Raw genomic sequence first — 24,944 nt, forward strand, 5'->3', positions numbered from 1 at the left:
CCACTGTTGCCCCGCCGCAGGCAGGGCCTCTTACCATCAATGAAAGGCTATATCGCCGATAACACGCACGCGGACCCTGCGAGCGCCGCCTGGCAAATAGGCGATGGGAATATCCTCCACCTCAAGCGTCTTGAGGCTCGCGCGCTCCGCTCCCGAAGCGACCGCTGCGTTCTGCGCTTCGGTCTCGGCTTTCGCAAGGGCCTCGTCGCGGCTCAACCCGGAAAAGACCTGATCCACCTCACCGGACACCTGCGCCATCGCTGCGCCGAGCGCATTGGCAACGCCTGCATTTTCCACACGCAGCACCTCGGATGCGCCCGGCACCTGCTCCGGTATCAGGAATGCGCCGCCGCCGACCGCAACCAGCGGCACGTCTTCGGCTGATGTCTTCATCTGGTCGAAACTGTCGGCCACCATGTCGCGGATACGGCCGAGCGTCGCCTGCACGAATGCCGGATCGAGGCCCTTCACACGATCCCTGTCGCCCATCTCGATCAGGCCTGCCGCAACGGCGATATCCGATGCCGTCAGTGTCTCGCCGCCGAAAACGCGGGCTTCGGTCAGGATGCGATACCCAACCGAGCGCGGGCCGATCTTGCCTGTCTGCGGGTCGACAATGGTGCCGCCGCCCAGTGCTACAGGTAGAAGATCGGGCATGCGGAACAGGGTGCGGACCCCGCCAATATGGACAATATTATTTGCCTCACGCGGAAAACCACCGACAAGGCAACCAATATCGGAGGTAGTGCCGCCGACATCCACCACCATGGCATCGGAAAGCCCGGTGAGAAAAGCCGCACCACGCATCGAATTGGTCGGGCCGGAAGCGAAGCTGTGCACGGGGTTTGCGGCAGCCACATCCGCAAGCGCCACGGTGCCGTCATTCTGTGTAAGATAAAACGGCGCCTTCACACCTGCTTCGCGCAGCGCATCCGAAAATGCCTGTACCGTGGTCCTGCCAAGGGTCTGCAAGGCGGCATTCAGAAGTGCAACGTTTTCGCGCTCCAGAAGCCCGATACGGCCCAGCGTATGGGAAAGCGTGATGCGTGCATCGGGGATCACCGAACGGACAATCTCCGCCGCCCTCACCTCGCACTCCGTGGTCAGCGGCGAAAAGGTTGCCGAAATGGCGATCGAGGTAATGCCTGCATCGCGGATTTTCATCGCCGCTTCACGGATTTCATCCGGGATCATCGGCACCAGCGGACTGCCATCGTATTCATGGCCACCATGAACCATGAAGATCAGCGGATCGACAGCCTCGTAGAGATCCTTCGGCCAGTCGCACATGGGCGGCAGTGAAGAGCCGGTCGGCAACGCGATGCGGATGGCCGCAACTCGCTCCAGCCGGGCGCGCTCCACGACAGCATTGGTGAAATGGGTGGTGCCGATCATAACCGCATCGATCGGGCGATCTGCCGTGCCGACATGGCCAGACATGTGAGCGAGGGCCGCCTTCACGCCGGACAGGACATCCTGCGTGGTCGGAACCTTGATCGAGGCAACGATGGCGTCTCCATCGATCAGAACGGCATCCGTATTGGTGCCGCCAACGTCAATACCGATGCGTTTCATGGGAATACCGATCTGAAATCAATGTCATAACCGAAGGCACGCGGGCCAACGGCAGCAATGCCGGCAGGCGTCGTCAAGAGTTCCGGCGCCCGCAGGGCGATAACCGTGACACGCTGGCCATAGCGCACCGATTCCGTGCCGATGGCGCTGCCCGAAACAGTGTCGAGAAGGCAGATCAAATCCGGCGTCATGGCGACCGGCTGGCCGTCGCGGAAGGCGACCGCCCACTCGTTCTGGAAGGCAAGTTCCATGCGTGAGCCGCGATCGGCGTCGATGCCTTCAATGGTCGTACTGCCGCGCAGAAAGCCACCGGTGGTCTCGCGGGCGACATCCACCACCTTGCCGCGGAACAACTGTTTGCCACCCTCATGGTTGAGAACCGCCTGAACCGGGTCATCATGGCGTGCACGCGCCTCCATCACCGCGCGCCCGAGTTCGGTCGCCTTTGTGACGGTGTAATGAATGCCCCATTCCTTCACTTCCTTGCCGGTGCGCGGCGCCTTGCAGGTGGCGGCGGTGGAACCAACTTCGGTGCAGACCTTGCGCGAGATGCGCTCCATCCATTTCCACGATGCAGCGCGTGTCACGATCACCTCATTGTCTCGTACATCGACCAGCGATAATGGAAACATCGGCAGATTGCCGATGGCGAATGAGGTCATCTGCGCTTCGGGATAAGCACGTCCCATGGCATCGGCATTGACGACGGGACGGTCGAGCATGGCGGCGGCGAGGAAGGACGATAACGCATTCGAACCGCCGATTTCCACGCTCATGATCGCCCGGAAAGGCTTGCCGAGATAATCCTCCATGACCTCGACCGCGCGGGCAAGATGAACGGGGTCTCCCAGCCGTTCCTGACCAACAAGCGGTGCACCCATCTTGGAGACGACCGCAACCATGTCGTCATCAGCAAGCGCCATGGGGTCCATGACCTTCACCCGTCTGCCTTCGGCATAAAGACGGCGCAGATTGAGCGTCGAGATATAGGGATTGCCTCCACCGCCCGTTCCCAGAATCCAGGCGCCGGTGGCAAGAGGTTCGATGTCGTCTTCGGAAAATTCCTGGATCATGCGTCATCCTCGGGCATGCCGCAGCCTTTCCGGCGCAAGCGATGCTCCTTCCCTTTATCGTTCCAAGTCTCATCGGCCCCGCCATGCGGCGGGACCGCTTTTCATGGGACGGAGATCACTCCGCCTTGCAGTCCCAATGGAAGTTGGAGAAGTTCAGGTCCCAGCTCTGCATGGGAATGAACTCGTAACCCTGAAGGCACTTGTTCGCCGCATAACGGCGGTTCGGCGCAACCGCCCACACATCCGGTTGAAGATCGGCGATCTTGGTCTGCAGTTCCTTGTAGGTTGCGTTCTGTTCGCTGGTATCGGTCGTGGCACGGACCTTGTCGACCAACCCGTCGATTTCCGCGTTCTGCAGCCATTCCATCGACATCCATGTGCCTGATGCCTTGGAGTGATACTGGTTGTAGAACATCGCATCCGGAGACGGATAGGTCGGCGAGATATTCACCTGCGTCGACGCAGGCGTCGTTTCAGGCTTGGAGGAAAGCTCAACGATACGGTTCCACGGCTCTGGCTTGATATCGAGCGTAATACCGATTTGCTCGAGGCTGGATTGCAAAAGCAGCGCCACTTCCGCCTCGAAGGCCAGCGAAGCGACATAGCTGTTGACCAGCGTGATTTTCTGGCCGGCATATTTCGACTTCGCCAGTTCTTCCTTCGCCTTTTCCAGATCGTAGACGCCGGGCTGAATATCGCCGTTATGCGCGTCCTTGAAAGCGTCGGATAGCGGCCCCTGCATGTCGAAACCGGGATAGATCACTTCCTGGATCGTCTTGTAATCCGTCGCATAGGCAATGGCGCGACGAACGTGAACGTCGTCGGTCGGGTAAACCTTGGTGTTGAGCTTGATGACGAAACCGCCGGCGGTGCGGGTCTGGATGAGCTTGTAACCCTTCATCCGGCCGATGGATTCATAGGTGTCGTTGCCAAGGCCGTGCGAGGAAAGGCCAAGTTCGCCCTTTTCAGCCAGCGCCTTGACGGTAGCGTCGTCGCTCGTCTGGACGAAGCGTACTTCGTCGATCGGCTTGCCCTTGGTCCAGCCAAGGAAATAGTCCGCATTGCGGGCAATGACCATATCGGCAGAACGGTTGTAGCTGACGAGCTTGTATGGGCCGGAACCGGCGGAATGTTCGCCCACATAGGACTCGCCCCACTTGTCTTCGGGCTTGGCATTGGCTTCGATCAACGTCTTGTTCAACGCCATCATCAGCGGCGTGGAGGCCATGAAGGGCGAAAACTGACGCTCGATCTTCATGACGAGCGTCGCATCATCAGGCGCGCTGACGTTTTCGGGCTTCAGCACGCCGACGATGAGGTTCGACGGACCCTTGTTGATGCCGAGCAGGCGCTGCACCGACCAGACGAGATCGGCAGCCTTGACCGCCGTGCCATCCTGGAACTTCGCATCGTCGCGCAGATGGAAGGTATAGGTCAGGCCGTCTTCAGAAATATCCCAGGACTTTGCCAGATGCGGCACGATTTCGCCCTTGGCATTCACCGTGGTCAGGCCGTCATACATGTTCACGATGGCCATGTAGCCGGTATAGTCAGTCACTTTCGCCGGGTCGAGCGAGCTGAATATCTGCATGGTGTTGACCGCGACCGAAACCTTGTCCTCCGCAAAAGCAGCGGAAGAAACAAGCGGCAACGCGATTGCCGTGCCGAGCGCAAGCACGGCAAGGCGGGAAGGAAGTCCTGGCATTTTCATTGTCGTTCTCCTCTTTATTGCGGGTCATTTGCCCCGCTTATGGTTAGGCAGCCTTGCCGACCGGGACGGGCAGCGGTGAGAAAGGAATGTCCGGGTAACCGAAAGCCGCCGGTCCAACGACTTCGAGCGCGCGGGCGCTGCGCAGCAGATCGTGGCAGGGGATCGCGACCACGGCCACGCGCTGGCCGTAACGCAGGACTTCGGTGGTGATCGGGTAACCGGTATCGACATCGAGCAAAACGATCAGATCAGGAACGGTCACTTCCACCTTGCCGTCACGGCGGAACAGCAGGAATTCGTTCTGGATCGCCACGCTCGCCGTCTGACCCGAGCAATCGTCGAAGCCGGAAAGCTCGACATCGCCCACGGCGAAACCGCCGCGCAGATGGCGTTTCAGATCGGTGATCTTGCCGTTGAAGATGCGCCGTCCGCCTTCAAGCGCGCAGACTGCCGCAATCGGGTCTTCCTGCTGCTTGCGGGCACGGATCACCGCCTCGCCGAGCGCGATCGCCTTGGTGTAGGTTTTCGGAATACCATACTGGTGCACGTAGTGCGCCTGCATCGGCGCGGTCGCCAGCATTGCGCCGCCGCCCTGAGAAACGACGCAGGCACGGGCCATGCGCTCGTGCCAGACTTCGGAAACGGCGTGGCTGAAGATCACGGCATTGCCGTGCAGGTCGCACATCACCGATGGCGTCGAACTGTGGCCGTAGATGGAGAAGGTCGTCATCTGCATCTCTGGGAAAGCCCGGCCCATGCCGTCGCAATCGAGGATCGGCAGGCCACCAAGCGCCGCCGTCACCAGCGGGTTCATGGAGTTCGAGCCACCGATTTCCTCGCAGACGATGGCGTCTACCGGCGTGCGGATCAGCTCTTCCATGGCGCGCAGGCAACGCAGACCCTCACGGCCCTCGCGAATGCGCTCCACGCCGACAACGGGGGCGCCAATGCCGCCGATGGACATGCAAAGCGCGTCCGGCTCGATGGCGTCTGTCGCAAGGATCTTCATCTCGCAACCGGCCTTCATGGCCTCGAGTGCAAGCAGCTTGCCCAGATAGGGATTGCCGCCGCCGCCAGTGCCGAGAATGCCCGCACCGATTTCCAGCGCGTCGAGATCTTCCCTCGTCAGCGTACGCAATGCCGCTTCGTCATATTTCAGCTTGCGCGTCTCAGCCATGATTGGCTCCCATTTCTCCAACGACTTTCACATGAATGCGGGTGGCATTGCCGGGCAGATAGGCAAGCGGCATATCCTCGCGCTCGATGACTTCCAGCGTTTCGGCCACTGCACCAGCCGCAATCGCCTTTTCGCGTGCCTCGGCCTCCGCCTCCGCAAGCGCGCTTTCACGCGTGCGCCCCTCGATCAGCGAGAAGACGCGGTCCGTCTCGCCGCTAATCTGCGCGATCGCTGCACCCACGGCATTCGCCACCGCGAAATTCTCGGGGCGGATGACGTCCAGATCACCGATACGGTCAGGCATGAGAATGGAGCCGCCGCCAACGGCGATCACCGGCACCGGTGATGACGAGATGCGGCTGCGTTCCACACAGGACTCGAGCATGTCGTTGATCTTTTTGACTGCGGCATCCACCAGCCGCTTGTCCAGAGTGGAAACCAGAGCCTTCTCGCCCACGTCCGCCTTGCCGGAGGCGACAGCGATATCGGTTGCAGTCAGGGTCGTGCCGCCGAAGCAGAGCGCCTCACGGCGGACGCGGTAACCGACTGATTTCGGGCCAACGGTGAGGCCATGTTCGCCATTGACCACCAGCGAGCCGCCACCGAGACCGATCGAGAACACATCCGGCATGCGGAAATTGGTGCGCACGCCACCAATATCCACCGTCGTGGACGCCTGGCGCGGAAAGCCGTGCGACAGCGAGCCGACATCGGAGGTGGTGCCGCCGACATCCACGACCACGGCATCCTTGAGGCCGGTGAGGAAAGCAGCGCCGCGCATGGAATTCGTCGGGCCGGAGGCGAAAGTGAGCACAGGGAAGCCGCGCACCACATCCGCCGCCATCAGCGTGCCGTCGTTCTGGGTGATGTAGAACGGGCAGGTTATGCCCGCTGCCTTCAGCGCCTCGCCGAAAGCGGCAACGGTGCGGTCCGCAAGCGAAAGAAGGCTGGCATTCATGATCGCAGCACTTTCGCGGGCGAGCAGACCATGCCGTCCGATATCCTTGGACATAACCACCGGCAGGCCGGGGCAGCGCTCCTGCAGGATATCCTTCGCCCGCACTTCCATCGCATCATTGATGCCGCTGAAGACGCAGGTGACGGCCGCGGCCTTCAGGCCCTTTGCGCGGATATCGGCGGCGATGCGGAAGATTTCGTCCTCATCGAGGGCTGAGATTTCGCGACCGTCGAATTCATATCCGCCGCGGACCTGATAACCGTGGTTACCAACGATTTCCCGGAGGTCATCCGGCCAGTCGACCATCGGCGGCAGGCCGGCGCCGGACGGCAGGCCGATCCGGATGGCGGCGACCTCGTCCATATGCCGCCGCTCGATCACCGCATTGGTGAAATGCGTGGTGCCTATCATCACGGCACCGATGTGTGCCCTGTCGATGCCCGACGCCTCGATCACCTTTTCAAGGGCTTCGATGACACCGGACGTCACATCTTCGGTGGTGGAGGCTTTCACCCCCGCCAGAACAGTCTTTTCCTGTAACACAACGGCATCGGTATTTGTGCCGCCGACGTCAATTCCAACGCGATACACGTCAGGCTCCTCTTTTATCAATCGGTCGTTTTTACGAGGAAGCGCATACGCTCTTCCTCTGTCACGGTGGGTTTCAGGCGCTCTTCCTCGTCGGTGACGACGGGGATCGCCGCGATAAGGGCGCGGGTGTAGGGATGCTTCGGCTCGGCGAAAACCGCAGACGTCACCCCTTCCTCGACGATCTCGCCACGCAGCATGATAGCGATGCGCGAACAGAAATTGCGCATCAGCGAGAGGTCGTGCGAGATCATCAGATAGGTCAGGCCAAGCTCTTCCCGCAGCTGCAGCAGAAGGTCGATAACGGTCTTCTGCACGGAGACATCAAGCGCCGCCGTCGGCTCGTCGAGGATGAGGATCTTCGGTTCAGCCGCGAGTGCACGGGCAATGGCGACACGCTGCTTCTGTCCGCCGGAAAGTTCATGCGGATATTTACCGAGATAGGATTGCGGCAATCGCACCAGCCCCATCAGTTCCTGCATCCGGCGTTCGCGCGCCTCACCGTCCATACCGATGGATTTCAACGGCAGGTTAAGCGTCTGCCTGACCGTGCGCTTCGGATTAAGGGAAGTGCCCGGATTTTGATAGACGATCTGCGTCAGCCGCTTGCCACGCCCGGGAGATGGGGCGTCGATGACAAGATTGCCGGAGGTCGGGCGAGAAAGTCCCATGATCATCCGGGCGACCGAGGTTTTTCCAGAACCGGACTCGCCCGCAAGACCGAAAATTTCGCCGTCCTTCAGCGTCAGGTTCACGTCGCGCACGGCGTGGTAACCGTTGCGTCTGCCGTAAATCTTGTTCAGGCCCTCGATGGTAACGATCGGCGAGCGTGTGCTCTGCGCCAGATCGGCGACACGCGGACCGTAGAGCGGCGGCACCGCATCCAGCAGCGAACGCGTGTAGTCCGCAGCGGGAGCGTGCAGGATTTGCGTGCAGGGACCGGTCTCGACGATGTCGCCATGGTGCATAACCACGACCCGATCCGCCACCTTACGTACGACACCGAGATTATGGGTGATCATCAGCAGCGCCATATTTTCTTCGGCAACCAGCTGGTTGATGAGATTGAGAATTTCGTCCTGCGTGGTGACGTCGAGCGCGGTGCCGGGCTCATCCGCGATGAGGAGCTTCGGCTGATGCAGCAACGCAAGCCCGATCAACACGCGCTGGCGCATGCCGCCCGAAAGCTCGGACGGATAGGCATTCATGACCCGCTCGGTATCGCCAAGCTGCACGCGGCGCAGAACCGCTGCGATACGGGTGCGGCGCTCTGCCTTGGACGAGTTGATGCCGTTGCGCTTGTCGGCAAAGCGCATGACATCATCGAGATGCGTGCCGATCTTGAAGACCGGATTGAAGGAAGACAGCGGGTCCTGCATGATCAGCGAAAACGCCGTTCCCTTCAGCGCCTCGCGTTCCCTTCGCGGCATGGCGAGCACATCCCGCCCGTCGATGACAATGGCGCCGGAGGCAATAGTGGCATTCTTCGGCAAAGTGCCGATGATCGCCTTGGCGGTGACCGATTTACCCGATCCGGTTTCGCCGATCAGCGCCACCCGCTCGCCGGCTGAGACTGTGAAGGCGACATCGCGCAGCACCTGGCGCGTGCGACCGTAGTTGGTGAAGGTGACGTTGAGGTTTTCGACTTTAAGAAGCGGTTCAGTCATGGCTTTAGCTTTCCACGTCGAACATGTCACGCAGGCCGTCGCCCAGCAGATTGAAACCCAGCGTCACGTAAAGCACGGCCGCGCCGGGGCAGAGGACTTCCCACCAGAAATCCGGCATGAACTGGCGCCCATCGGCAACCATTGAGCCGAGATCGGGAGTTGGCGGTTTGACGCCGAAACCGAGGAAACTCAGCGTCGCGCCAAAGAGGATGACGAATGCCGCATCCAGCGTCGTCTTGACTGATATGACCGAGACGCAATTGGGCAGAATTTCGCGAAAGAGAATGTGCAGCGGACCCGCACCTGCAAGACGTGCCGCTTCGATGTAGTCCTCGGATGCGATGGATTTCGACACCGAATAGATCAGCCGCGCATGCCAGGTCCACCATAGAAGCGTGATCGCGATCATGGCGTTCATCAAGGTGGGTTCCAGCAGGTTGGAGACCGCCAGCGCCATGACGAGGGGCGGCATGGCCAGCATCACATTCGTCAGGCCACTGATGATTTTCTCGGTCCAGCCGCCGAAATAACCGGCGACCAGGCCAAGCACAGTGCCGACCGGGACCGAGATGCCGAGCACGCCGATGACGAGAAGAAGCGAGACCCTGAGCCCGAAGACAGTACGGGAAAAGATGTCGCGTCCGGCCTTGTCGGTTCCGAACCAGTGCTCCAGATCCGGCGGCATGTGGCGGGCACGGAAATCGACGACCGCGCCGATATGTTTGGGATAGGGTGTAAGCCAGGGCGCAAAGATCGCCAGAACCAGCACCGACAACAGGATCAGCGAACCGATGACCGCTGCCGGATTGCGGCTGAAGCGGTACCACATCATGTAACCGGCGCTTAAGCCCCGATCGGTGGGTTCGAGCATTTTCATATCAGCCATCAGCGAGCCTCCTTGCGGCGCAGGCGCGGGTCGATGATCGAGATCAGGACATCAACGATCAGGTTCGCAACGATGAAGAACAGGCCGGCCACCAGCACCACGGCAGTCACGGCATTGAGGTCTTTCTGAAGGATGGCGTTCAGCCCGTAGGACGCGAATCCGCCCCAGGCGAAGACCATTTCGATCACGAAGGCATTGCCGATCAGCGAGGCGAATTCGAGCCCCATGATCGTCAGCGGCGCGATGGAGGAAAGCTTCAGCAGATAACGGAAGATGATGACCCGCTCCGGCACGCCGAAGCTTTGCAGGGTGAGCACGTGATCCTTGCGCTGGTTCTCGATCATCGAGGAACGCGTGATGCGGGTGATCTGGCCGATACCGGCCATGGAGAGCGCAAAGGCCGGCAGCGCAAGGTGCTTCAGCGCATCCAGCACTACATCGAACCGTCCGGCAAGCGTACCGTCGATCAGGATGAAGCCCGTCGGGCCACCCTGCCAGACAAGTGAGTGATCGATCCTACCGATGATCGGCCAGCCGGAGAGAAAGCGAGCGGCCAGCAATTGCAGCGTGATGGCAAACAAAAAGCTCGGGATCGTCACGCCGGTGAGCGAGAGGATACGGCCGATATGGTCGAGCGGACGGTCGCGGTAATGCGCCGTGATGACGCCGAGCGGGATGGCGACGGCAAACATGAAGATGACTGAGACCAGAACCAGTTCGACGGTCGCAGGAACGGTCTGGGCCAGATCGGTGGTGACGGGGCGCTGGGAAACCAGCGAGAAGCCCAGGTCACCGTGCAGGGCGTTGCCGATGTAGTCGAGGTATTGGGCGGAGAGCGGCTTATCGAGACCCATCTCGCCGCGCAGCGCATCAACTTGTTCCTGTGTTGCCGCAGGGCCGAGCGCCATGCGGGCGGGATCACCCGGCACCACACGGGCTAGAGCAAAAATCATGATGGACAGGGCGATCATGACCAGTACGAAAGCGCCGAGCCTGTTCAAAATCGCGACCAGCGGATGTTGCTGCATCGGTGGACCGTTCCTTGTGCATCAGTTTCCTGAGCACAAGTTTTCACCACATGTCCTTTTGAACAATCTCAGAAAGGTATAGTTTTTTGATAAATGAGTATAGGTTTTTGAATTAAGATCTCCTATCCCTGTCTGAATGACGCTTCTGCCGCGCACCACACTCTGCCGCCGTATCGCCAGCGAAACCGCAGGCGTGATCTTTCTGCGCGCGCCGGCGGGCGCCGGGAAAAGCGTTCTTATGGACTTGCTGGCACAAGAGCTGGGGACCGAGGTATGCCGGACGCACCAGCCCAGAAGTGATGAGGCGGCAAAAGGCTGTCTGCTATGGGATGTGCCGGTCTTCGCACGCGCGGTCCGCATGCCCGCCCCTATTCTGGAAACCGTGCGTTTCGTGGTCATCGCCTGCCGTCCGGATCAACGTATCAGCGGGCTGGCGCGGCAAATATTGCATCGTGGTTCGCTGACGATCGGAGCAAATGAACTGGCCTTTGGCCAAGATGAGACCGCGGGCCTTCCAACAGAACAGAAGCGTCTGGCGCTCGATGATTATGCGGGGTGGCCGGCCTTTCTGTCTCTCGCTCGCCTCGCCGACGAAAAACTATGCGTTGACTATCTGCGGGAAAATTATCTGCCGCATCTGTCACCGGCCCAGACGGTCGCGCTTTCGCTCTGGCTGGAAAATCCCTCGGCAGAACCCGACGCTGAATGGGCAGAACTTCTGCCGCCCTTCCTGATCGCAAACCCGGAAAAACACGGCACACTGATAAGGCTTCTGACCGTGGCAGCGGGAGAACGTCTCGCCACATTACAGGCTGGCAGGGCAGTGGTAGAGGTCGCTTCCGCATTCGAGAAGGAAGGGCGGGCGCTTGCGGCAATGGCCATGTTGCTTGACCGCGGTTATGAGACCCACGCCGCGCAAATCCTAGAACGCGCCCATGGGCGCGAACTGATCTACCGAAGCAGCGTCGACAGATTTCGCGAGATCATCATGCGGTTTTCGCAGGACATGATCGCGGCGAATGAAACAGTCCTCTTCGCCGTCACCCGCGCATTGCTGAAACAGGGCGAATTGCAACGCGTGCGCCATCTGCTTGGCAAGAGCCTGGGTTCGGATTATCTCGATCCACTCAAGGTGCTTGCCCGCGGTTCGCGTTTTTCCTTTGCCGCCCGCACCTTCCGGCTGAACCTGATGATTGCCGAGGACCTGACCCCCAATGACGCTGTGATAACGCGCCTCGGGGAATTCATGGCCGATTACCCCATGGACGATCACGGCAAATGGGCGGCCTATTACAATGCGTTGCTGGAATTCGAAATCCGCCGCCGTAATTTTCGCGAGGCCGAGGCCGCTGCCGCCCGCGCGCTTATCTATCTGCGCAAGATGGGCGGGCAGCCGCTGCTCGAATTCTTCATCCATCTGCACCAGATCGTCCTGCGACTGATGAGCGGTGATGTGCTCTTGGCCCGTCGCGCGGCACAGGATGCGCGCACGAGGTTGGAACAGGTGCCACACGACGCCGCGCAGGAGTTCCGAATGCTGCGGCTGGCGGAAGCCTGCCTTGCCTATGAGGCGGGAAAACCGCGCGACCTGTTGCACTTCGTCGAGCATGAATTCGACCACTTCGCCGCCTCCGAGATATGGCCGAGCCTGATGCAGTTTGCCCTGCATTATGCCTCGCAGGTGCTGATCGATCATTTTCCGATGACCGTTCGTCCGGGCTTTCTCGACGGCCTGTGGATTCACCTTTCGGAAGGGCTGCAATTCCATGCGATGATGGAGATCAGAACGGCCATCGCCTACCAGAACGCCAACCGCTGGGCGGATGCGGCAGCAACGCTATCGGCAATTCGCATGCCGATGGGTCGCAACTGGGTGGAGAGCGCAAATGAGGACCTTGCCCGGCTCACGCGGCGCGACGAAATCGCCTATGTGATGGCCTGGCTCCGCGACGCGGTACATCTTTTCACGCCGCGCGCCTATCTCGCCCGGCAGATGGATGCAATGATCGCCAACCCCAAGGTCACCAACCGCGAAAAGGTCGCGCTCAGAATATGGCAGAGCTATGCCGCACACCAGCGTCGTGACAGTGCCGGCGCCCGCGCCCATATCCTCAACGCACTTGAATCGGCGACGCGCCTTGGCTGCAACGGCGTCCTGTCGGAGGAGCGCATATTCCTGTCGCCGCTTCTGAACAATCGCCGTATCCGCGGTTTCATCGAAACCTCTTCCGATGTCCGGAACGCGCTGTCGATTTTCGCCGCCTCGGTCAACTCGCCGCAGGCACGCGCCCTGCATGGCGGGCTTTCACAGCGGGAAGCACAGATGCTGCAATTGCTGGCCAGCGGCATGTCGAACAAGAAGATCGCGCAGACCCTCAACATCTCGGAAGTGACGGTAAAATTCCATCTCGGAAACCTGTTCCGCAAGCTGGATTGCAAACGCCGCGCGGAAGCGATCCGCGCAGCGAAAGCGCTGGGCTGGCTTTGATCTCAAGTCGTGACTGCCGATCAGAAAAGCCAGCTACTCTTCCCGGAAGGCGCGGTTGATCTGGTCCGTCAGCGGCTTGGCGATATAGGACAGCGCGGTGCGCTCGCTGGTCTGGATGAAGGCCTCGGCGGGCATGCCCGGCATCAGCGGCGCATTGTTCAGCTTTTCCCGCTCGGCAACCGGTATGGAAATCCGCGCCAGATAATAGGAGAGGCCGGTCCTCTGGTCGGTGGTGATATCGGCGGCGATGCGGCTGACATGGCCTTCCAGTTCCGGCGTGACGCGCTGGTTGAACGCGGTCATCCGCAGCATCGCTTTTTGCCCTACCTGCAACTGGTCTATATCCTTCGGCACAATCTGCACCTCGAGCGCCAGTTCGTCCCCATCAGGCACGATGAGCATGATCGGGTCGGCCGGCGTCACCACGCCGCCCACTGTATGCACCGCCATTTCATGCACCATGCCGGATTGCGGCGCGATGATATCGATGCGCTTCAGCTCGTCCTCCGCAGCGACCTTCCGCTCAACATATTCACCCGTCTGCGCCTGTATCTCGCGCATTTCCCGGCCCACTTCGGTGCGCAATTCCTGATCGATCTGCAGGATCTGCAGTTTCGTTTCGGTGATCCTGCCCGCCGTCTGCGCCTGATAGGCGATTTTTTCGCCACGCTCACCGCCAAATGTCGCGGCCTGGGTCTGCAGGCTGTTCAGCCGCTGCACGGACACGATGCCCTGCTCCCGTAAGGACTTCTGCGAGGTTATCTCAGCCTGCAAAACCGCAAGCCCGTTGTCGTAGGCGACTTCCTGTGCCCTCAACCCTTCGATTTCATGTTCGAACTGGGTGATACGCTCCACAAGCTGCGCTTTGCGCCCCTCACGGTAGGATTTGCGGAATTCGAACAGCCTGGTTTCGCTGCGCATTGCGGAAGCGACATCGGGATCGTCCTTGCGCGCCACCAGAGCCTGTGGAAAAACGAGTTCCGGCAGATCGTCCCGTTCGGCCTCCAGCCTTGCCATGCGCGCGCTCAGCTCATCCAGCCGCTTGGTCACTATGGCGAGATTAGCGCGGGTCTGGGTGGCGTCGAGACGCATGACGACGTCGCCGGCCTTTACCCTGCCACCTTCGCTCACCAGAATTTCACCGACGACGCCACCCTTGGGGTGCTGTACCTTCTTGATATAGGAATCGACCACAAGATGACCGGACGCGACGACCGCGCCAGCAAGATTTGTCGTCGCTGCCCATCCGCCGACGCCGGCCAGCAGTGCGGCGCTTGCGGCAAGACCGGCAAGAAGATGTTTGCGGATAGAGCGGGACACCTGCGTGCGCTGGTCAATTTTTGACATCCGTATCTCCTTCCTGCCTGTTCTCCTCGCCGCTCTCTTCCACCGCCACCGTCTTAGGTTGGGTATTCGCGACGACACGCAATGGTGAAACCGTGTGCGCGGATGCGGTGAAACCTTTCGCCGCTTGAGCATTCGGAGTGCGCAGCACTTTCGAGAGAACCTCGTCGCGCGGACCGAAGGCCTTCATCCGCCCCTCCTCCATCATCAGAATGAAATCGACGGCACCGATCGCGCTGGGCCGATGCGCGACGACGATGGCGATACCGTTGCGCGCCTTGACCGACGCGATCGCCCTGACGACGGCGGCCTCGCCCTCTGCATCGAGATTGGCATTCGGCTCGTCCAGCACGACGATGAAGGGATCGCCATAAAGCGCACGCGCGAGACCGATACGCTGGCGTTGTCCTGCCGAAAGCGCGGAACCGGCCTCACCTATATCGCTGTCATACCCCTTTTCGAAGCGCAGGATCAGGTCGTGCGCACCGGCGGCTTTCGCAGCGGCAATGATTGCGTCGGGATCGGGATTGTCCTCGAAACGGGAAATGTTTTCGCCGATCGTGCCGTCGAAAAGCTCCACGCCCTGCGGCAGATAACCGATATGGCGGCCGAGGGCTTCGCGATCCCATTGATCGAAGCTCGCACCATCAAGCCGCACCTTGCCGGCGGCGGGCGTCCAGGCTCCGGTGAGAATGCGCGAGAGGGTGGATTTTCCCGAGCCGGACGGGCCGATGACACCGAGCGCATTCCCGGCGGTCATGACGAAACCAAGGCCCGCGACGGTCGGTTTTCTCTCTCCCGGCGGAATGATGGTGACGTTTTCGACTTTCAACTCTCTCTCAGGCTTCGGCAGTGCCATTGCGGTCGCCGTTACCGGCATCTGCGCAAAAAGCTCCCTTAGCCGCGCCCAACTCTGGCGGGCGGCAACAAAGGACTTCCAGTTGGATATTGCAAGATCGACGGGCGCCAAAGCCCGACCCATCATGATCGAACTGGCGATCATCACGCCGCCTGAGGCCTCCTGCTGAATGACCAGCCATGCGCCGACCGCCAAAATGGCCGATTGCAGCACGATCCGCAGGGATTTTGCGATATTGCCGAGGCCGCCGGCCACGTCGCCCGCCTTGCGGTTGGCGGCGAGATAAGCCTCGTTGGAGATTTGCCAGCGTTTGCCAAGCCGGCCGCCGAGCCCCATGGCCTGCACGACTTCGGCGTTGCGGCGCGAGGCTTCCAGCTGCCGGTTGCGCGCCATGTTTTCGACCATGGTGTCGCGGATCGGCTTCTGAGAGAACATATTCGTCAAGATGGTCAGGGATATAAGCAGAACGGCACCGGCAAGAGCCGTCACGCCGATCCAGAAATGGAACAGAAAACATATGCCAAGGTAGAGCGGCATCCAAGGCAGATCGAAAAAGGCGGTGGGCCCCGTGCCGGAAAGAAAACCGCGCACGTTGTCGAGATCGCGCAGCGGCTGCAGGCCGTCCCCCGGCATACGGTTGACGAGCGGCAGGCGCACCACCGCATCATGCACCTTGCCGGAATAGCGCATGTCGAAGTCCTCGCCGATACGGATCAGGACCCGGGCGCGGATGATGTCGAGCAGGCACTGGAAGCCATAGAGGCCGAGCGCAAGAATGGCGATCCCGACAAGTGTCGGCAAACTGCCGCTGGCCAGCACCCGGTCGTAAACCTGAAGCATGAACAGGGGCGACGTCAGCGCCAGGATGTTGACCACACCGCTGACGAGCGCCACACCGAAAAACGTGCTTTTAAGGGGCGAAACAACCGCCGCAGTGAGGGACTGCGGCGGTGTCTGCTGGTGGTTTTGAAAGCCCACAGCCTGATTTTCCTTTAAGCGGCAAGCGCCGATGCGCTGGCGAAAATGAAGTCCGATGCGTCCAGTACGCTTGCATCGACACCGTTGAGCGTGATGGATACGGACGTGTCTGCTGCCGAAAGGATAACGGCATTTCCGTTATCGTTATACCACAACAAATCATTCACCGAAGTTGCACCCCAAGCGGAAACATCAAGCGTATCCGTACCATCCTGATAACCGTAGGTTCCGGTCGGGCCGGCGTTCACGACGTCATTGCCGCCGGAGAATAGGAAGGTGTCCGCGCCGGCAAAGCCCGTCAGGGTATTGGAAGCGGCCGTATCCTCGATCACCGTGCCGGTGGCCGCGAAGTAGTCATAGAAGCCGGACAGAGAGCCGAAACGGGCAAGCTGGTAAACGGCGAGATCGAGAAGATCGCGAGCGCCTGCGAGCGAGTAGGAGCCGTCGGGATCGATCAACAGTTCCTGCTGGCTGACGGCGATGCCGCTAGTGGACTGGCTGTAGCCGGTGCCGAGAACGATGCTGTCGACCGAACCTGTCAGGTTGCCCTGGGAGTATTGCAGGGCACCGCTCATGACAATGCCCTTGCCACCGTTGCTGCCATCGCCCCACGCCTCATAGGTCGTGTTCGGATCGATAGTGGTAGTGGCGAGAGAGCTGGTCTGAGCGTCGTAGAACGCACCATAGGTCGAACCGAAACCGCTCGTCCAACCGTTGAGGTAACCGATCAGGTCGGAGGAAGACTGCGTCAGTTGAATTGTGGTAGCCATAGGTGTACTCCTTTGCTGGCCAATAGGGATACCTTTGTCATGTGACGAAGGCGTTTCATCTCCGGGACGGGCTGCAACCCCAGCCCGGAGAATTTCTTCCGCGCATCAGAACTTCACGTTCATCGTTGCGATAAATGTGCGGCCCGGCGCGGTATAGGCACTGGCTGCCGGGATGTATTTGCGGTCGGTCAGGTTGTTGACCGCGAAACGAAGCGTCGCCTTTTCGTTGAAGGTATAGGAGCCGTATAGGTCCACCGTCGTGTAGGGATCGGTTACCTCCCGCAGATTACCCTCCGTATCGAGCGTCCGCGATTGCGTCGGCGTGACATGGTTGAGCCGTGCGCCCATAGAGAATTTTTCCTCGAAGAAACGCATGCCGCCATCGAGCGTCAGCTTCACCTTGGGTGCAACGTCACCCGGCCATGCGACGATCTCGCCGCTTGTCGTGGTCGTGCCGTTAGAGAAAACCTGGGTTTTGTCCGGCCAATCGGTCTTCAGCAGCGTCGCTGAGCCACCAAGCCAGAAGCTTCGCGCATCGTAATTGCCCTCGAATTCAAGGCCGCGCATATAGGTCGTGCCATCGAGATTGACGAAGCTGGTATAGGTCCGATCCGCCACCTGATCCGTGACGAGATAACCGAGAGCGATGTAATCCTTCACCTCACGGCGAAAGGCGGCCATTTTGATGCGGACGGAATCGTTGTCCAGCAGCACGCCGTCAAAGCTCATATTCGCGCCGATTTCGTAAGTGGTGGCTTTTTCGGCCCGCAGGGATGTGTTCGGGGCATATTCATATCCGGGGCTGTCCCCCGGACGGGCACCGGCAAAGAGAGCCTCGAGAATTGTCGGCGGACGCAGGCTTTGGGAATAGCTCACATAGGGACGGAACCAGTCGACGGGTTTCAGTTCAATCGTGGCGGAGGGTAGCCAGGCACTGTAGGTGCGATCGATATCGACATTGTGCTCCGGGTAGTCGGTAACGGGTATCGGTGGCGTAATTGTGCCAGTTCCAGGCATGCAACCTGCCGAAGCATTAGGCCAGGCACGCGCCAGATAAAGCGCGTAGCGCGCAGTCCAGGACGGGTTGGCGGGAAGGAACACCTGATTGAAATAGTCGAGAGGTGTGTAATGGTTGCCGACTGGATCGCAGGGGACAGAGGTGTCTACGAGATAGCTGCGGGTACTGTAATAAGTCGCCGATCCCTTCAGGCGTGACCAGTCGTAACGCACGCCGCCACTTAGCGTGATCCAATCCGCCGGCTCCAGCTCACCGTTTAAAAACAGGCTCGCGACATCGCGCCGCCCGGCGGGGCTGAAAGCCGTGTAGCTGGTAGCAAAGGAGGGGTTTTCCTTGATCTTGGAGCTCATAGCAACGGATGTGGCTATATCCCGGAAGGCTTCGGCCCCATAATTTAGGCTGAGCGCACCCGCCTTGGTGTCGAAACGACTGGTATTTTCCAAGTTGCCACCGAAGCTGCGCAGGCCCATATCTAGATTGGTCTCCACCGCATAAGTGCGCGCCGATCGCAACTCGTGCGTCATATTGTCGTTCAGCCACAACGACGATTTGAAATCGATGAGTTCGCTTTCGGGGTCCCAGTCCAGCTTCGCGACGACGCTGTCGTTGCGTACACTTTCCCTGTCGACCACGGTGGACGCACCCTGAACAAAATCATTCTGCTGATGCATCCATGACAACGAAGTCTGCACATCCCCGAAGTCACCTTCGCCCTTGAAAAAGGTCGACCAACCGTCCCTGCCGAGCAGATCCTTCATCGTCAAAGCGGTGCTTTGGGCCTCACCCTTGGTTCCGATCTTGTATTCATCCATGATCGTGCGGCTGTAACCGGCAACAAAGGAGAGAGGGCCATTCGGCTCACGAACTGCGGCCAGAACCGAACCCTGAAAATCGTAACCATTGGTGCCACGGGAGACATTCACCTCAGCCCCCTTGTTCGCACCCTCGGGGATCAGATCGGCGGCGCTGACGGTACGGAACTCGACCTTCCCGCCAAGCGAACCCGCGTTACCCGACCTCGCATTGGTTATTTTCTCGATCTCGACAGCACGGATAAAGGCAACATCAACGTAACCCTGCCCGGCGCTCGCGGTGTAACTCGTGGCCCCGCCGAAAGCTGCGCCACGCTGCGCATTCTGCCGCGCACCATCAATGGAGACGACCACGCGGCCGCTTTCCTGCAAGCCACGTATATTGGGCGAAACGGTAGGGAAGCTGCCGTTGCCCTCACCGGCATAGACGCCGGAGACGCGGTTGAAGACATCGCGCGTGTTGCGCACGCCAGCGGACTGGATCGCCTCGCGACTGACGACGCTGACACTGGCGGGTGTTTCATAAACCCAGTCGGGCGTTCCCTGATAACCGGTGCCAGCAATGGAATTGCGTCCGGTTTTTCCGGTCACTGTAATTTCTTCCAGAACGGTAGTGCCTTCCGCCCCGGAAAGATCGGCAGCGGCCTGCCCCGAGCCGATGACGACGGTTCTGCCACTTCCGGTAAACCGGAAATTCACGCCCGTGCCGGCCAGAAGCCGGGACAGCGCATCCCGCACCGTAAAACTGCCGGTAACGGCATTGGTGCGCACATTGCCGGCGGACGGCGTGGCAAGCGTAACCTGCAGACCGGATTGCCGCCCGAAAACGCCGACAACGGAGGACAGCGGCTGGGCGGGAATATTAAAAGGCCGCGTTGCACCCTGCTCGCCACCGGAGCGCTGACCATTGGCGGCATTCGGTCCGCTCTGCGCAAAAGCCGGTACCGACATAGAAACGACCACCGCCGTTGTCGCCAAAAGCACGGTCATACGTGCCGGCTTTGCCGCGTTTTTCCCTGAACCGTTCATACGTATCTGGAGGCGCATACTGCTTTTGTCTTCCTGTCTTCGCTCCGGCTATATCTTGACCGGATTACTCAACAAAAAGACGATTGCCTCGGCAGTTTTTTTCAGGGTTTCGGAGAATTTTTTATAAACGACTGAAAATAAATACGATTTTTTGTTTTATGGCGCTTCAGAAACGGGTGATGATGCGGGCGGTATTGGCAATTGCATGCACCTTGCCCTTATAGGGTTCCACCAATGCTTCCAGCGCACGGTCCGGATCGCGAAGATTGTAGAAGCCAGTCACACGCTGCTCTGCAAGCGTCTTGTCCGCCATCGTCAGCCATGCGGGATGATACCGCTGGATTTGCTCGACGACAGAACCGATCGTCGCATCCACAACGTAAAGCTCGCCGTTGCGCCAGCCACCAATATCCTCGACGGGAACGGTCTCTTTCCGGATTGTACCGGAGGCGTCGACAACCAGCATCTCACCCGGCACCAGCCGCGTTGGTGGCGCGTTGCGGAAGGAAGCTTCCACGGAACCATGCGCAAGCGCGACTTGCGTCACGCCATCCGTCATGTCGACATCGAAAGCCGTGCCAAGCACTTGGACGGTCAGGTTTTTCGCCTCCACGACAAAGGGACGGTCGCTATCCGGCACGACATCAAAAAAAGCTTCGCCCTTCAGCACCTTCACATTACGGCGGCCATTGGCAAAATCAGTGGTAAGCGCACTTGCCGCGGCAAGCTGCACCCTGCTGCCGTCTTCAAGGGTTATGGTGCGGCTCTCTGCGGTACTGGTCTGATATTCGGCCTTGATATGGACGAAAAGCGTGGGAACGAACAGCACCGCAAGACAGAGAGACACTGCTGCCACCGCCATGCCGGCATAATGCCGCAAGGACCAGCGCCGTCGCGATGCCTGTTTTCCGGCAACGCCAGGCAGGTGCTCCGCGTCTTCCCAGAGGCTCTTTAAACCCGGCTCGACCAGACCGAGATTGCGCCAAGTCTTGCATGTCCGCTCCCAGGCCAGACGATTTGCCGGCGAAGCAGCCAACCATCGATCAAATTCCGCCTTCAGCCGCGGTTCCGCCGAACCCGTCTGCAGGCGTATCAGCCAGTCGGCAGCCTCTTCCGCCTTCCGGGTCGGCAATGTTATTTTTTTATCGGGATCAATTGTCATTGAGCCGGTCAGTTCCTTTGACTGGGCGGAGGAGATGCCTCGTCTTCCGTGTTGCTTTAAAGACGTTTGAGGGAGAACTTTTTTTCACAAGATGAAACAATAAAGGCTATTTTACTGCATTTCTTTGGTAATGGCGGCAATACTACTCTTAATCAGACGGTGGGCGCTAGCCACGGATACGCCGAGGTGACGGGCGATCTCTTCCATATTGTAGCCGCCAAATCTATGCATTTCCAATGCCACACGCGCCTGGACCGGCAGAGAGGCCAAAATAGTCTGCATCTGCCGGACCTCGTCGCAGAACAGGGCATGCTCTTCTGGTGTGCCGTGACCCTGCGGTACGCCCCAGAACGGGGTATCGTCGGGCCGCTCCCGCAGGTCCTGCCGGTTGCGGCGGCGATTATCGAGGGCGAGGTTGCGGACGATGCGGAAAAGATAGGATTTGAGGTTGGAAGGATTGCCGGAACCTTCGGGAACGAATTTCAGGAATGCCTCCTGAACCACGTCCTCCGCGTCCGCCCGCGACCCTAAAATAAGCGCGGCGTATTTGATCAGGTCAACCCTGTGCGCGACGTAAGCGTTATAACGCTTGTCATCTTCCCGTATGCCCATGTCTCAACCGAGAGAAATTTCAAGGATAAACGAAACTGCAAGCCCCCAAACGACAAAGCAGTTTTCCCGTCTAAACCTCTAGCACCCAAACTCTCGACCGAACAGCTATTTCATGACTATTATTATCAAGAATTTGTGCGGTCGCGGGCCCTGCAACAGCCAGAGACTCGCAGACCCGGCGGCAGGCGCGGCCGGGTCCTGTGATAGCGTCAGATTGCGCCGTCGACTATTACCATCGGCCTGCCCTGCGAACAGGGTTCGATGCGCGCATCGATGCGGTAGATATCGCGCAGCATGGCCGGGGTTATCACCGTCTCGGTGCTGCCGCTCACCACCATTTCGCCGCGCGCGATCACCATCGTATTCTCGCAATAACGAAGCGCATGATTGAGGTCGTGCAGGGCGATCAGCACGATCATGCCAGTCTTCTGGGCAAGGTCGGTCACAAACCCCAGAACCTCGACCTGCCGGTGGAGGTCGAGAGCAGATGTCGGCTCGTCCATCAACAGCACCTCCGGCTTGCGGGCCAGCGCCTGCGCCAGGGACACAAGCTGCCGCTGACCGCCAGACAATTCGCCGAGCCCCCGGAAGGCGAGATCGTGGATTTTCAGCGCCTTGAGAATGGCGTCGATCTCAAACAGCTCATCGTCGTGAACACGCCACCCGCCGCCCTGCTTGGCGGACAGAAGCACGGATTCGTAAACCGTCAGCACGGCGTTGGCGCCGGTGTCCTGCGGCATGTAGCAGATGGCCCGGTTGCCGCGTGCCGTATCTGACAACTCGACAAGCCCGGGACCGGAGATCAGGCTGGCGATGCGCTTGAAAAGCGTGGACTTGCCGGCAGCGTTCGGGCCAATGACCGCCGTGACACTGCCGCTTTCCAGCGTATCGATGCCGACCTTGGAGAGAACAGTCGTGCGGCCGTAGGCAGCGCCGACATCCTTCAATGCGAGCGCTACCATGCGCGTCTCCTGTTGCCGAAAATGAGCGCGAAAAAGAACGGTACGCCAACCAGCGCCGTGATGACGCCGATTGGCAGAATTGCGCCGGGAATGAGTATCTTGCTGATGACAGAGGTTGCCGACAGCAGCAGCGCCCCGCAGATCACCGAGCCCGGCAGGAAGAACCGCTGATCTTCGCCCACCACCATGCGGGCTATGTGCGGGCCGACAAGCCCGACGAAACCGATGGTACCAACGAAAGAAACCGGAATCGCGGCCAGAAGGCTGACCGTCAGCATGGTCTGCAGCCGCAGCCGACGCACATTGATGCCCATGCTGGCTGCCTTGTCGTCACCCAGCCGAAGCGCAGTCAGCGCCCATGCGTTGCGCATGAACATCGGCACCGTAACGAGAAGAATACCACCGGTGATATAGACCTTTTCCCACGTGGCCTTGGTCAGGCTGCCCATGGTCCAGAAAACGACGGCGGCGAGCGCCTGTTCGGAAGCCAGATATTCAAGCAGCGACAATGCGGCATTGAAGGTGAACACCAGCGCGATGCCGAGAAGGACGATAGTCTCCACGGTTACGCCGCGCATCGTCGAGGCAAAATGAATGAACAGGGCGGCAATCATCGCCATGATGAAGGCGTTGATCGGCACCATGTACTGGACGGCACCGGGAAAGATCGCAACGCCGCCAACAAGGGCCAGCGCGGCGCCGAAACTGGCAGCGGCCGAAATGCCGAGCGTAAACGGGCTGGCGAGAGGATTGGACAGGATGGTCTGCATCTGTGCGCCCGCAACCGAAAGCGACGCGCCGACGGTGACCGCCATCAGCGCAATCGGCATGCGGATATCCCATATCACCACCCGAAGCTGGTTTGCAGCAGCAGCCGGATCGGCAATCGTCGCCAGAACTTCTGATATCGTGTAGCGCGCCGGACCAAGTGCCATGTCGGCAGCCATAGTGAAACAAAGGGCGATGAAAAGCCCGAAGAGAATAACGATCCTTCGTGCGGCAAGGGCGCGATATTGATCGCGCCCACTTACGCCAACGGCGCTTTCATTCAACGAACTCATTCATTCGAACCTTTTTCGAGGGATGCGAAGTATCCCGGCTTGTAGGTGACGGGCAGGAATTTCCGGTGAAATTCCTCAAAATTCTTCTCGGGATCGAGATCGGCGAAGAGCTCGGGATGGAACCACTTGGCGAATTGCTGAATCGGAAAGAACTCGTAGGGCGCGCCGTAGAACTGGTGCCACACGGCATGGACATTGCCCTGTTTGACAGCCTTCAGTTCCGGAAACGGCGTGCGCCTCATCAGGTTTGTCAGTCTTTTCCGGGAAAGAGCCATGTCGGCTCCGCGTCCAACGGGAACGAACTGGTTGATATCGGATTCAGCCGCCCAGTTTGAGCCGGTTACGATGACATGATCCGGATCGGCAACGACGAGCTGCTCGGGATTGAGATCGCCGAACGTCGTCTTGATGATGCCGTCGGCAATATTATCGCCGCCAGCGAGATCGACCATTGCGCCGAAATTGACCGGGCCGAAGGTGCGGCAGCAATTGTCCTCACCGGAAATGCCGGGCGCGCGCTCGATGAAGACGCCGGGACGCTTCAGGTCTTTGACGCTGGCGAGCCGGTCGGTCACGCGGGCGATTTCTGCACGGCGATAGGCGATGAATTCCTTTGCGCGCTCTTGCGCGCCAAACATTTTCCCGAGAATTTCAATCGAGGCTTCGCTGTTCTTTTCGGGATTGATGCGAAAATCGAGATAGACGATCTTGATTCCGGCGGCGGCGGCCTTCTCTTCGAAACCACTTTCCTTGGCGGATTTTTCCGCTTCCAGATTGAGGGTGATCACGTCAGGCGAAAGGGTAATGGCCGTTTCCAGACTGAAATCGCCCTGCGGCACATAACCGAAGCGCGGCAGTTTTTCGATCTGCGGAAAGCGCTCGACATAGGCGGCGTAGCTGTCAGGGTCCTTCTTGAGGAGATCGTCACGCCAGCCGACGATGGTGTCGAAGGTCTGGTCGCCCTTGAGCGCCGCGATGACGTGGATCTGGCGCGCCTCACCGACTATGACACGTTTGACAGGCAGGTCCAGCTCGACCTTGCGTCCGGTGACATCGGTGATTTCTCCGGCATAAGCCGGCAAAGCGAGAAGAGACAAAGCCAGCACCGCAAGATGCCTGAGAGCGTTAAGCCGCATGAGAAGTCCTCTTAGTTCCAAAAGAAAATGATGAAGCCGCATGGCTGCGG

Annotated in this window: 18 protein-coding genes; 1 reads left to right on the forward strand and 17 read right to left on the reverse strand. The window is 59.7% G+C overall.

Annotation, left to right across the window (positions count from 1 at the left end; translation table 11 throughout):
* Window positions 1-36: 36 nt before the first annotated feature.
* The 8 genes from ACQZ45_RS11825 to ACQZ45_RS11860 all read right to left on the reverse strand — a co-directional run bounded on the left by ACQZ45_RS11825 (window position 37) and on the right by ACQZ45_RS11860 (window position 10,663).
* Window positions 37-1,575, reverse strand: a complete 1,539-nt coding sequence (locus ACQZ45_RS11825; RefSeq protein WP_065687771.1) for a hydantoinase/oxoprolinase N-terminal domain-containing protein — start codon at window positions 1,573-1,575, stop codon at window positions 37-39.
* Complete coding sequence (locus tag ACQZ45_RS11830; protein WP_065687772.1) at window positions 1,572-2,648, reverse strand: DUF917 domain-containing protein; 1,077 nt, start codon at window positions 2,646-2,648, stop codon at window positions 1,572-1,574. Before ACQZ45_RS11830 ends, ACQZ45_RS11825 begins: the two co-directional genes overlap by 4 nt.
* A gap of 115 nt (window positions 2,649-2,763) precedes the next feature.
* Window positions 2,764-4,359 (reverse strand): ABC transporter substrate-binding protein, encoded by a 1,596-nt coding sequence (locus tag ACQZ45_RS11835; protein WP_065687773.1) that lies wholly within the window; start codon window positions 4,357-4,359, stop codon window positions 2,764-2,766.
* 43 nt (window positions 4,360-4,402) lie between these two features.
* Window positions 4,403-5,536: a DUF917 domain-containing protein gene (locus ACQZ45_RS11840; protein ID WP_413373040.1), complete on the reverse strand. Its 1,134-nt coding sequence runs from the start codon at window positions 5,534-5,536 to the stop codon at window positions 4,403-4,405.
* Window positions 5,529-7,085: a hydantoinase/oxoprolinase N-terminal domain-containing protein gene (locus ACQZ45_RS11845; protein ID WP_065688002.1), complete on the reverse strand. Its 1,557-nt coding sequence runs from the start codon at window positions 7,083-7,085 to the stop codon at window positions 5,529-5,531. The genes ACQZ45_RS11840 and ACQZ45_RS11845 overlap by 8 nt, the downstream gene beginning before the upstream one ends.
* 17 nt (window positions 7,086-7,102) lie before the next feature.
* The gene (locus tag ACQZ45_RS11850) at window positions 7,103-8,749 is read right to left on the reverse strand and encodes an ATP-binding cassette domain-containing protein (protein ID WP_035199488.1); all 1,647 of its coding nucleotides are present in this window, start codon (window positions 8,747-8,749) and stop codon (window positions 7,103-7,105) included.
* 4 nt (window positions 8,750-8,753) lie between these two features.
* Window positions 8,754-9,635 carry an ABC transporter permease gene (locus ACQZ45_RS11855; protein WP_019564714.1) on the reverse strand — a complete coding sequence of 294 codons (882 nt, stop codon included), beginning with the start codon at window positions 9,633-9,635 and terminating at the stop codon, window positions 8,754-8,756.
* A complete protein-coding gene (locus ACQZ45_RS11860; protein ID WP_448742254.1) occupies window positions 9,635-10,663 on the reverse strand; it encodes an ABC transporter permease in 1,029 nt (342 codons plus the stop codon). The genes ACQZ45_RS11855 and ACQZ45_RS11860 overlap by 1 nt, the downstream gene beginning before the upstream one ends.
* A gap of 136 nt (window positions 10,664-10,799) precedes the next feature.
* Between ACQZ45_RS11860 and ACQZ45_RS11865 the strand changes: the two genes are divergently transcribed.
* The gene (locus ACQZ45_RS11865; protein ID WP_161986913.1) at window positions 10,800-13,151 is read left to right on the forward strand and encodes a helix-turn-helix transcriptional regulator; all 2,352 of its coding nucleotides are present in this window, start codon (window positions 10,800-10,802) and stop codon (window positions 13,149-13,151) included.
* Between the two features lie 33 nt (window positions 13,152-13,184).
* Here the strand turns inward: ACQZ45_RS11865 and ACQZ45_RS11870 are convergent, their stop codons facing one another.
* The 9 genes from ACQZ45_RS11870 to ACQZ45_RS11910 all read right to left on the reverse strand — a co-directional run bounded on the left by ACQZ45_RS11870 (window position 13,185) and on the right by ACQZ45_RS11910 (window position 24,894).
* On the reverse strand, window positions 13,185-14,498 hold the full coding sequence (locus tag ACQZ45_RS11870) for an HlyD family type I secretion periplasmic adaptor subunit (RefSeq protein ID WP_065687776.1): 1,314 nt from the start codon (window positions 14,496-14,498) through the stop codon (window positions 13,185-13,187).
* A complete protein-coding gene (locus tag ACQZ45_RS11875; protein WP_065687777.1) occupies window positions 14,485-16,332 on the reverse strand; it encodes a type I secretion system permease/ATPase in 1,848 nt (615 codons plus the stop codon). The genes ACQZ45_RS11870 and ACQZ45_RS11875 overlap by 14 nt, the downstream gene beginning before the upstream one ends.
* Before the next feature lie 14 nt (window positions 16,333-16,346).
* On the reverse strand, window positions 16,347-17,102 hold the full coding sequence (locus ACQZ45_RS11880) for a hypothetical protein (RefSeq protein ID WP_065687778.1): 756 nt from the start codon (window positions 17,100-17,102) through the stop codon (window positions 16,347-16,349).
* Between the two features lie 105 nt (window positions 17,103-17,207).
* A complete protein-coding gene (locus ACQZ45_RS11885) occupies window positions 17,208-19,979 on the reverse strand; it encodes a TonB-dependent receptor (RefSeq protein ID WP_065687779.1) in 2,772 nt (923 codons plus the stop codon).
* Window positions 19,980-20,127: 148 nt separating this feature from the next.
* Window positions 20,128-21,123, reverse strand: a complete 996-nt coding sequence (locus ACQZ45_RS11890; RefSeq protein WP_448742255.1) for a FecR family protein — start codon at window positions 21,121-21,123, stop codon at window positions 20,128-20,130.
* Between the two features lie 111 nt (window positions 21,124-21,234).
* Window positions 21,235-21,735 (reverse strand): RNA polymerase sigma factor, encoded by a 501-nt coding sequence (locus ACQZ45_RS11895; RefSeq protein WP_065687781.1) that lies wholly within the window; start codon window positions 21,733-21,735, stop codon window positions 21,235-21,237.
* 209 nt (window positions 21,736-21,944) lie between these two features.
* Window positions 21,945-22,697 (reverse strand): ABC transporter ATP-binding protein, encoded by a 753-nt coding sequence (locus tag ACQZ45_RS11900; protein ID WP_003511038.1) that lies wholly within the window; start codon window positions 22,695-22,697, stop codon window positions 21,945-21,947.
* The gene (locus ACQZ45_RS11905; protein WP_065687782.1) at window positions 22,691-23,758 is read right to left on the reverse strand and encodes a FecCD family ABC transporter permease; all 1,068 of its coding nucleotides are present in this window, start codon (window positions 23,756-23,758) and stop codon (window positions 22,691-22,693) included. The genes ACQZ45_RS11900 and ACQZ45_RS11905 overlap by 7 nt, the downstream gene beginning before the upstream one ends.
* The gene (locus tag ACQZ45_RS11910; protein WP_065688003.1) at window positions 23,755-24,894 is read right to left on the reverse strand and encodes an ABC transporter substrate-binding protein; all 1,140 of its coding nucleotides are present in this window, start codon (window positions 24,892-24,894) and stop codon (window positions 23,755-23,757) included. The genes ACQZ45_RS11905 and ACQZ45_RS11910 overlap by 4 nt, the downstream gene beginning before the upstream one ends.
* Window positions 24,895-24,944: the final 50 nt, after the last annotated feature.

The organism is Agrobacterium sp. 16-2014-1-2a (assembly GCF_053522705.1).

What these genes read in the sequence shown, in the direction of transcription:
- ACQZ45_RS11825 (WP_065687771.1), bottom strand. Translation starts at nt 1,575, where the DNA reads ATGAAACGCATCGGTATTGACGTTGGCGGCACCAATACGGATGCCGTT.
- ACQZ45_RS11830 (WP_065687772.1), bottom strand. Translation starts at nt 2,648, where the DNA reads ATGATCCAGGAATTTTCCGAAGACGACATCGAACCTCTTGCCACCGGC.
- ACQZ45_RS11835 (WP_065687773.1), bottom strand. Translation starts at nt 4,359, where the DNA reads ATGAAAATGCCAGGACTTCCTTCCCGCCTTGCCGTGCTTGCGCTCGGC.
- ACQZ45_RS11840 (WP_413373040.1), bottom strand. Translation starts at nt 5,536, where the DNA reads ATGGCTGAGACGCGCAAGCTGAAATATGACGAAGCGGCATTGCGTACG.
- ACQZ45_RS11850 (WP_035199488.1), bottom strand. Translation starts at nt 8,749, where the DNA reads ATGACTGAACCGCTTCTTAAAGTCGAAAACCTCAACGTCACCTTCACC.
- ACQZ45_RS11855 (WP_019564714.1), bottom strand. Translation starts at nt 9,635, where the DNA reads ATGGCTGATATGAAAATGCTCGAACCCACCGATCGGGGCTTAAGCGCC.
- ACQZ45_RS11860 (WP_448742254.1), bottom strand. Translation starts at nt 10,663, where the DNA reads ATGCAGCAACATCCGCTGGTCGCGATTTTGAACAGGCTCGGCGCTTTC.
- ACQZ45_RS11865 (WP_161986913.1), top strand. Translation starts at nt 10,800, where the DNA reads ATGACGCTTCTGCCGCGCACCACACTCTGCCGCCGTATCGCCAGCGAA.
- ACQZ45_RS11870 (WP_065687776.1), bottom strand. Translation starts at nt 14,498, where the DNA reads ATGTCAAAAATTGACCAGCGCACGCAGGTGTCCCGCTCTATCCGCAAA.
- ACQZ45_RS11880 (WP_065687778.1), bottom strand. Translation starts at nt 17,102, where the DNA reads ATGGCTACCACAATTCAACTGACGCAGTCTTCCTCCGACCTGATCGGT.
- ACQZ45_RS11885 (WP_065687779.1), bottom strand. Translation starts at nt 19,979, where the DNA reads ATGCGCCTCCAGATACGTATGAACGGTTCAGGGAAAAACGCGGCAAAG.
- ACQZ45_RS11890 (WP_448742255.1), bottom strand. Translation starts at nt 21,123, where the DNA reads ATGACAATTGATCCCGATAAAAAAATAACATTGCCGACCCGGAAGGCG.
- ACQZ45_RS11895 (WP_065687781.1), bottom strand. Translation starts at nt 21,735, where the DNA reads ATGGGCATACGGGAAGATGACAAGCGTTATAACGCTTACGTCGCGCAC.
- ACQZ45_RS11900 (WP_003511038.1), bottom strand. Translation starts at nt 22,697, where the DNA reads ATGGTAGCGCTCGCATTGAAGGATGTCGGCGCTGCCTACGGCCGCACG.
- ACQZ45_RS11905 (WP_065687782.1), bottom strand. Translation starts at nt 23,758, where the DNA reads ATGAGTTCGTTGAATGAAAGCGCCGTTGGCGTAAGTGGGCGCGATCAA.
- ACQZ45_RS11910 (WP_065688003.1), bottom strand. Translation starts at nt 24,894, where the DNA reads ATGCGGCTTAACGCTCTCAGGCATCTTGCGGTGCTGGCTTTGTCTCTT.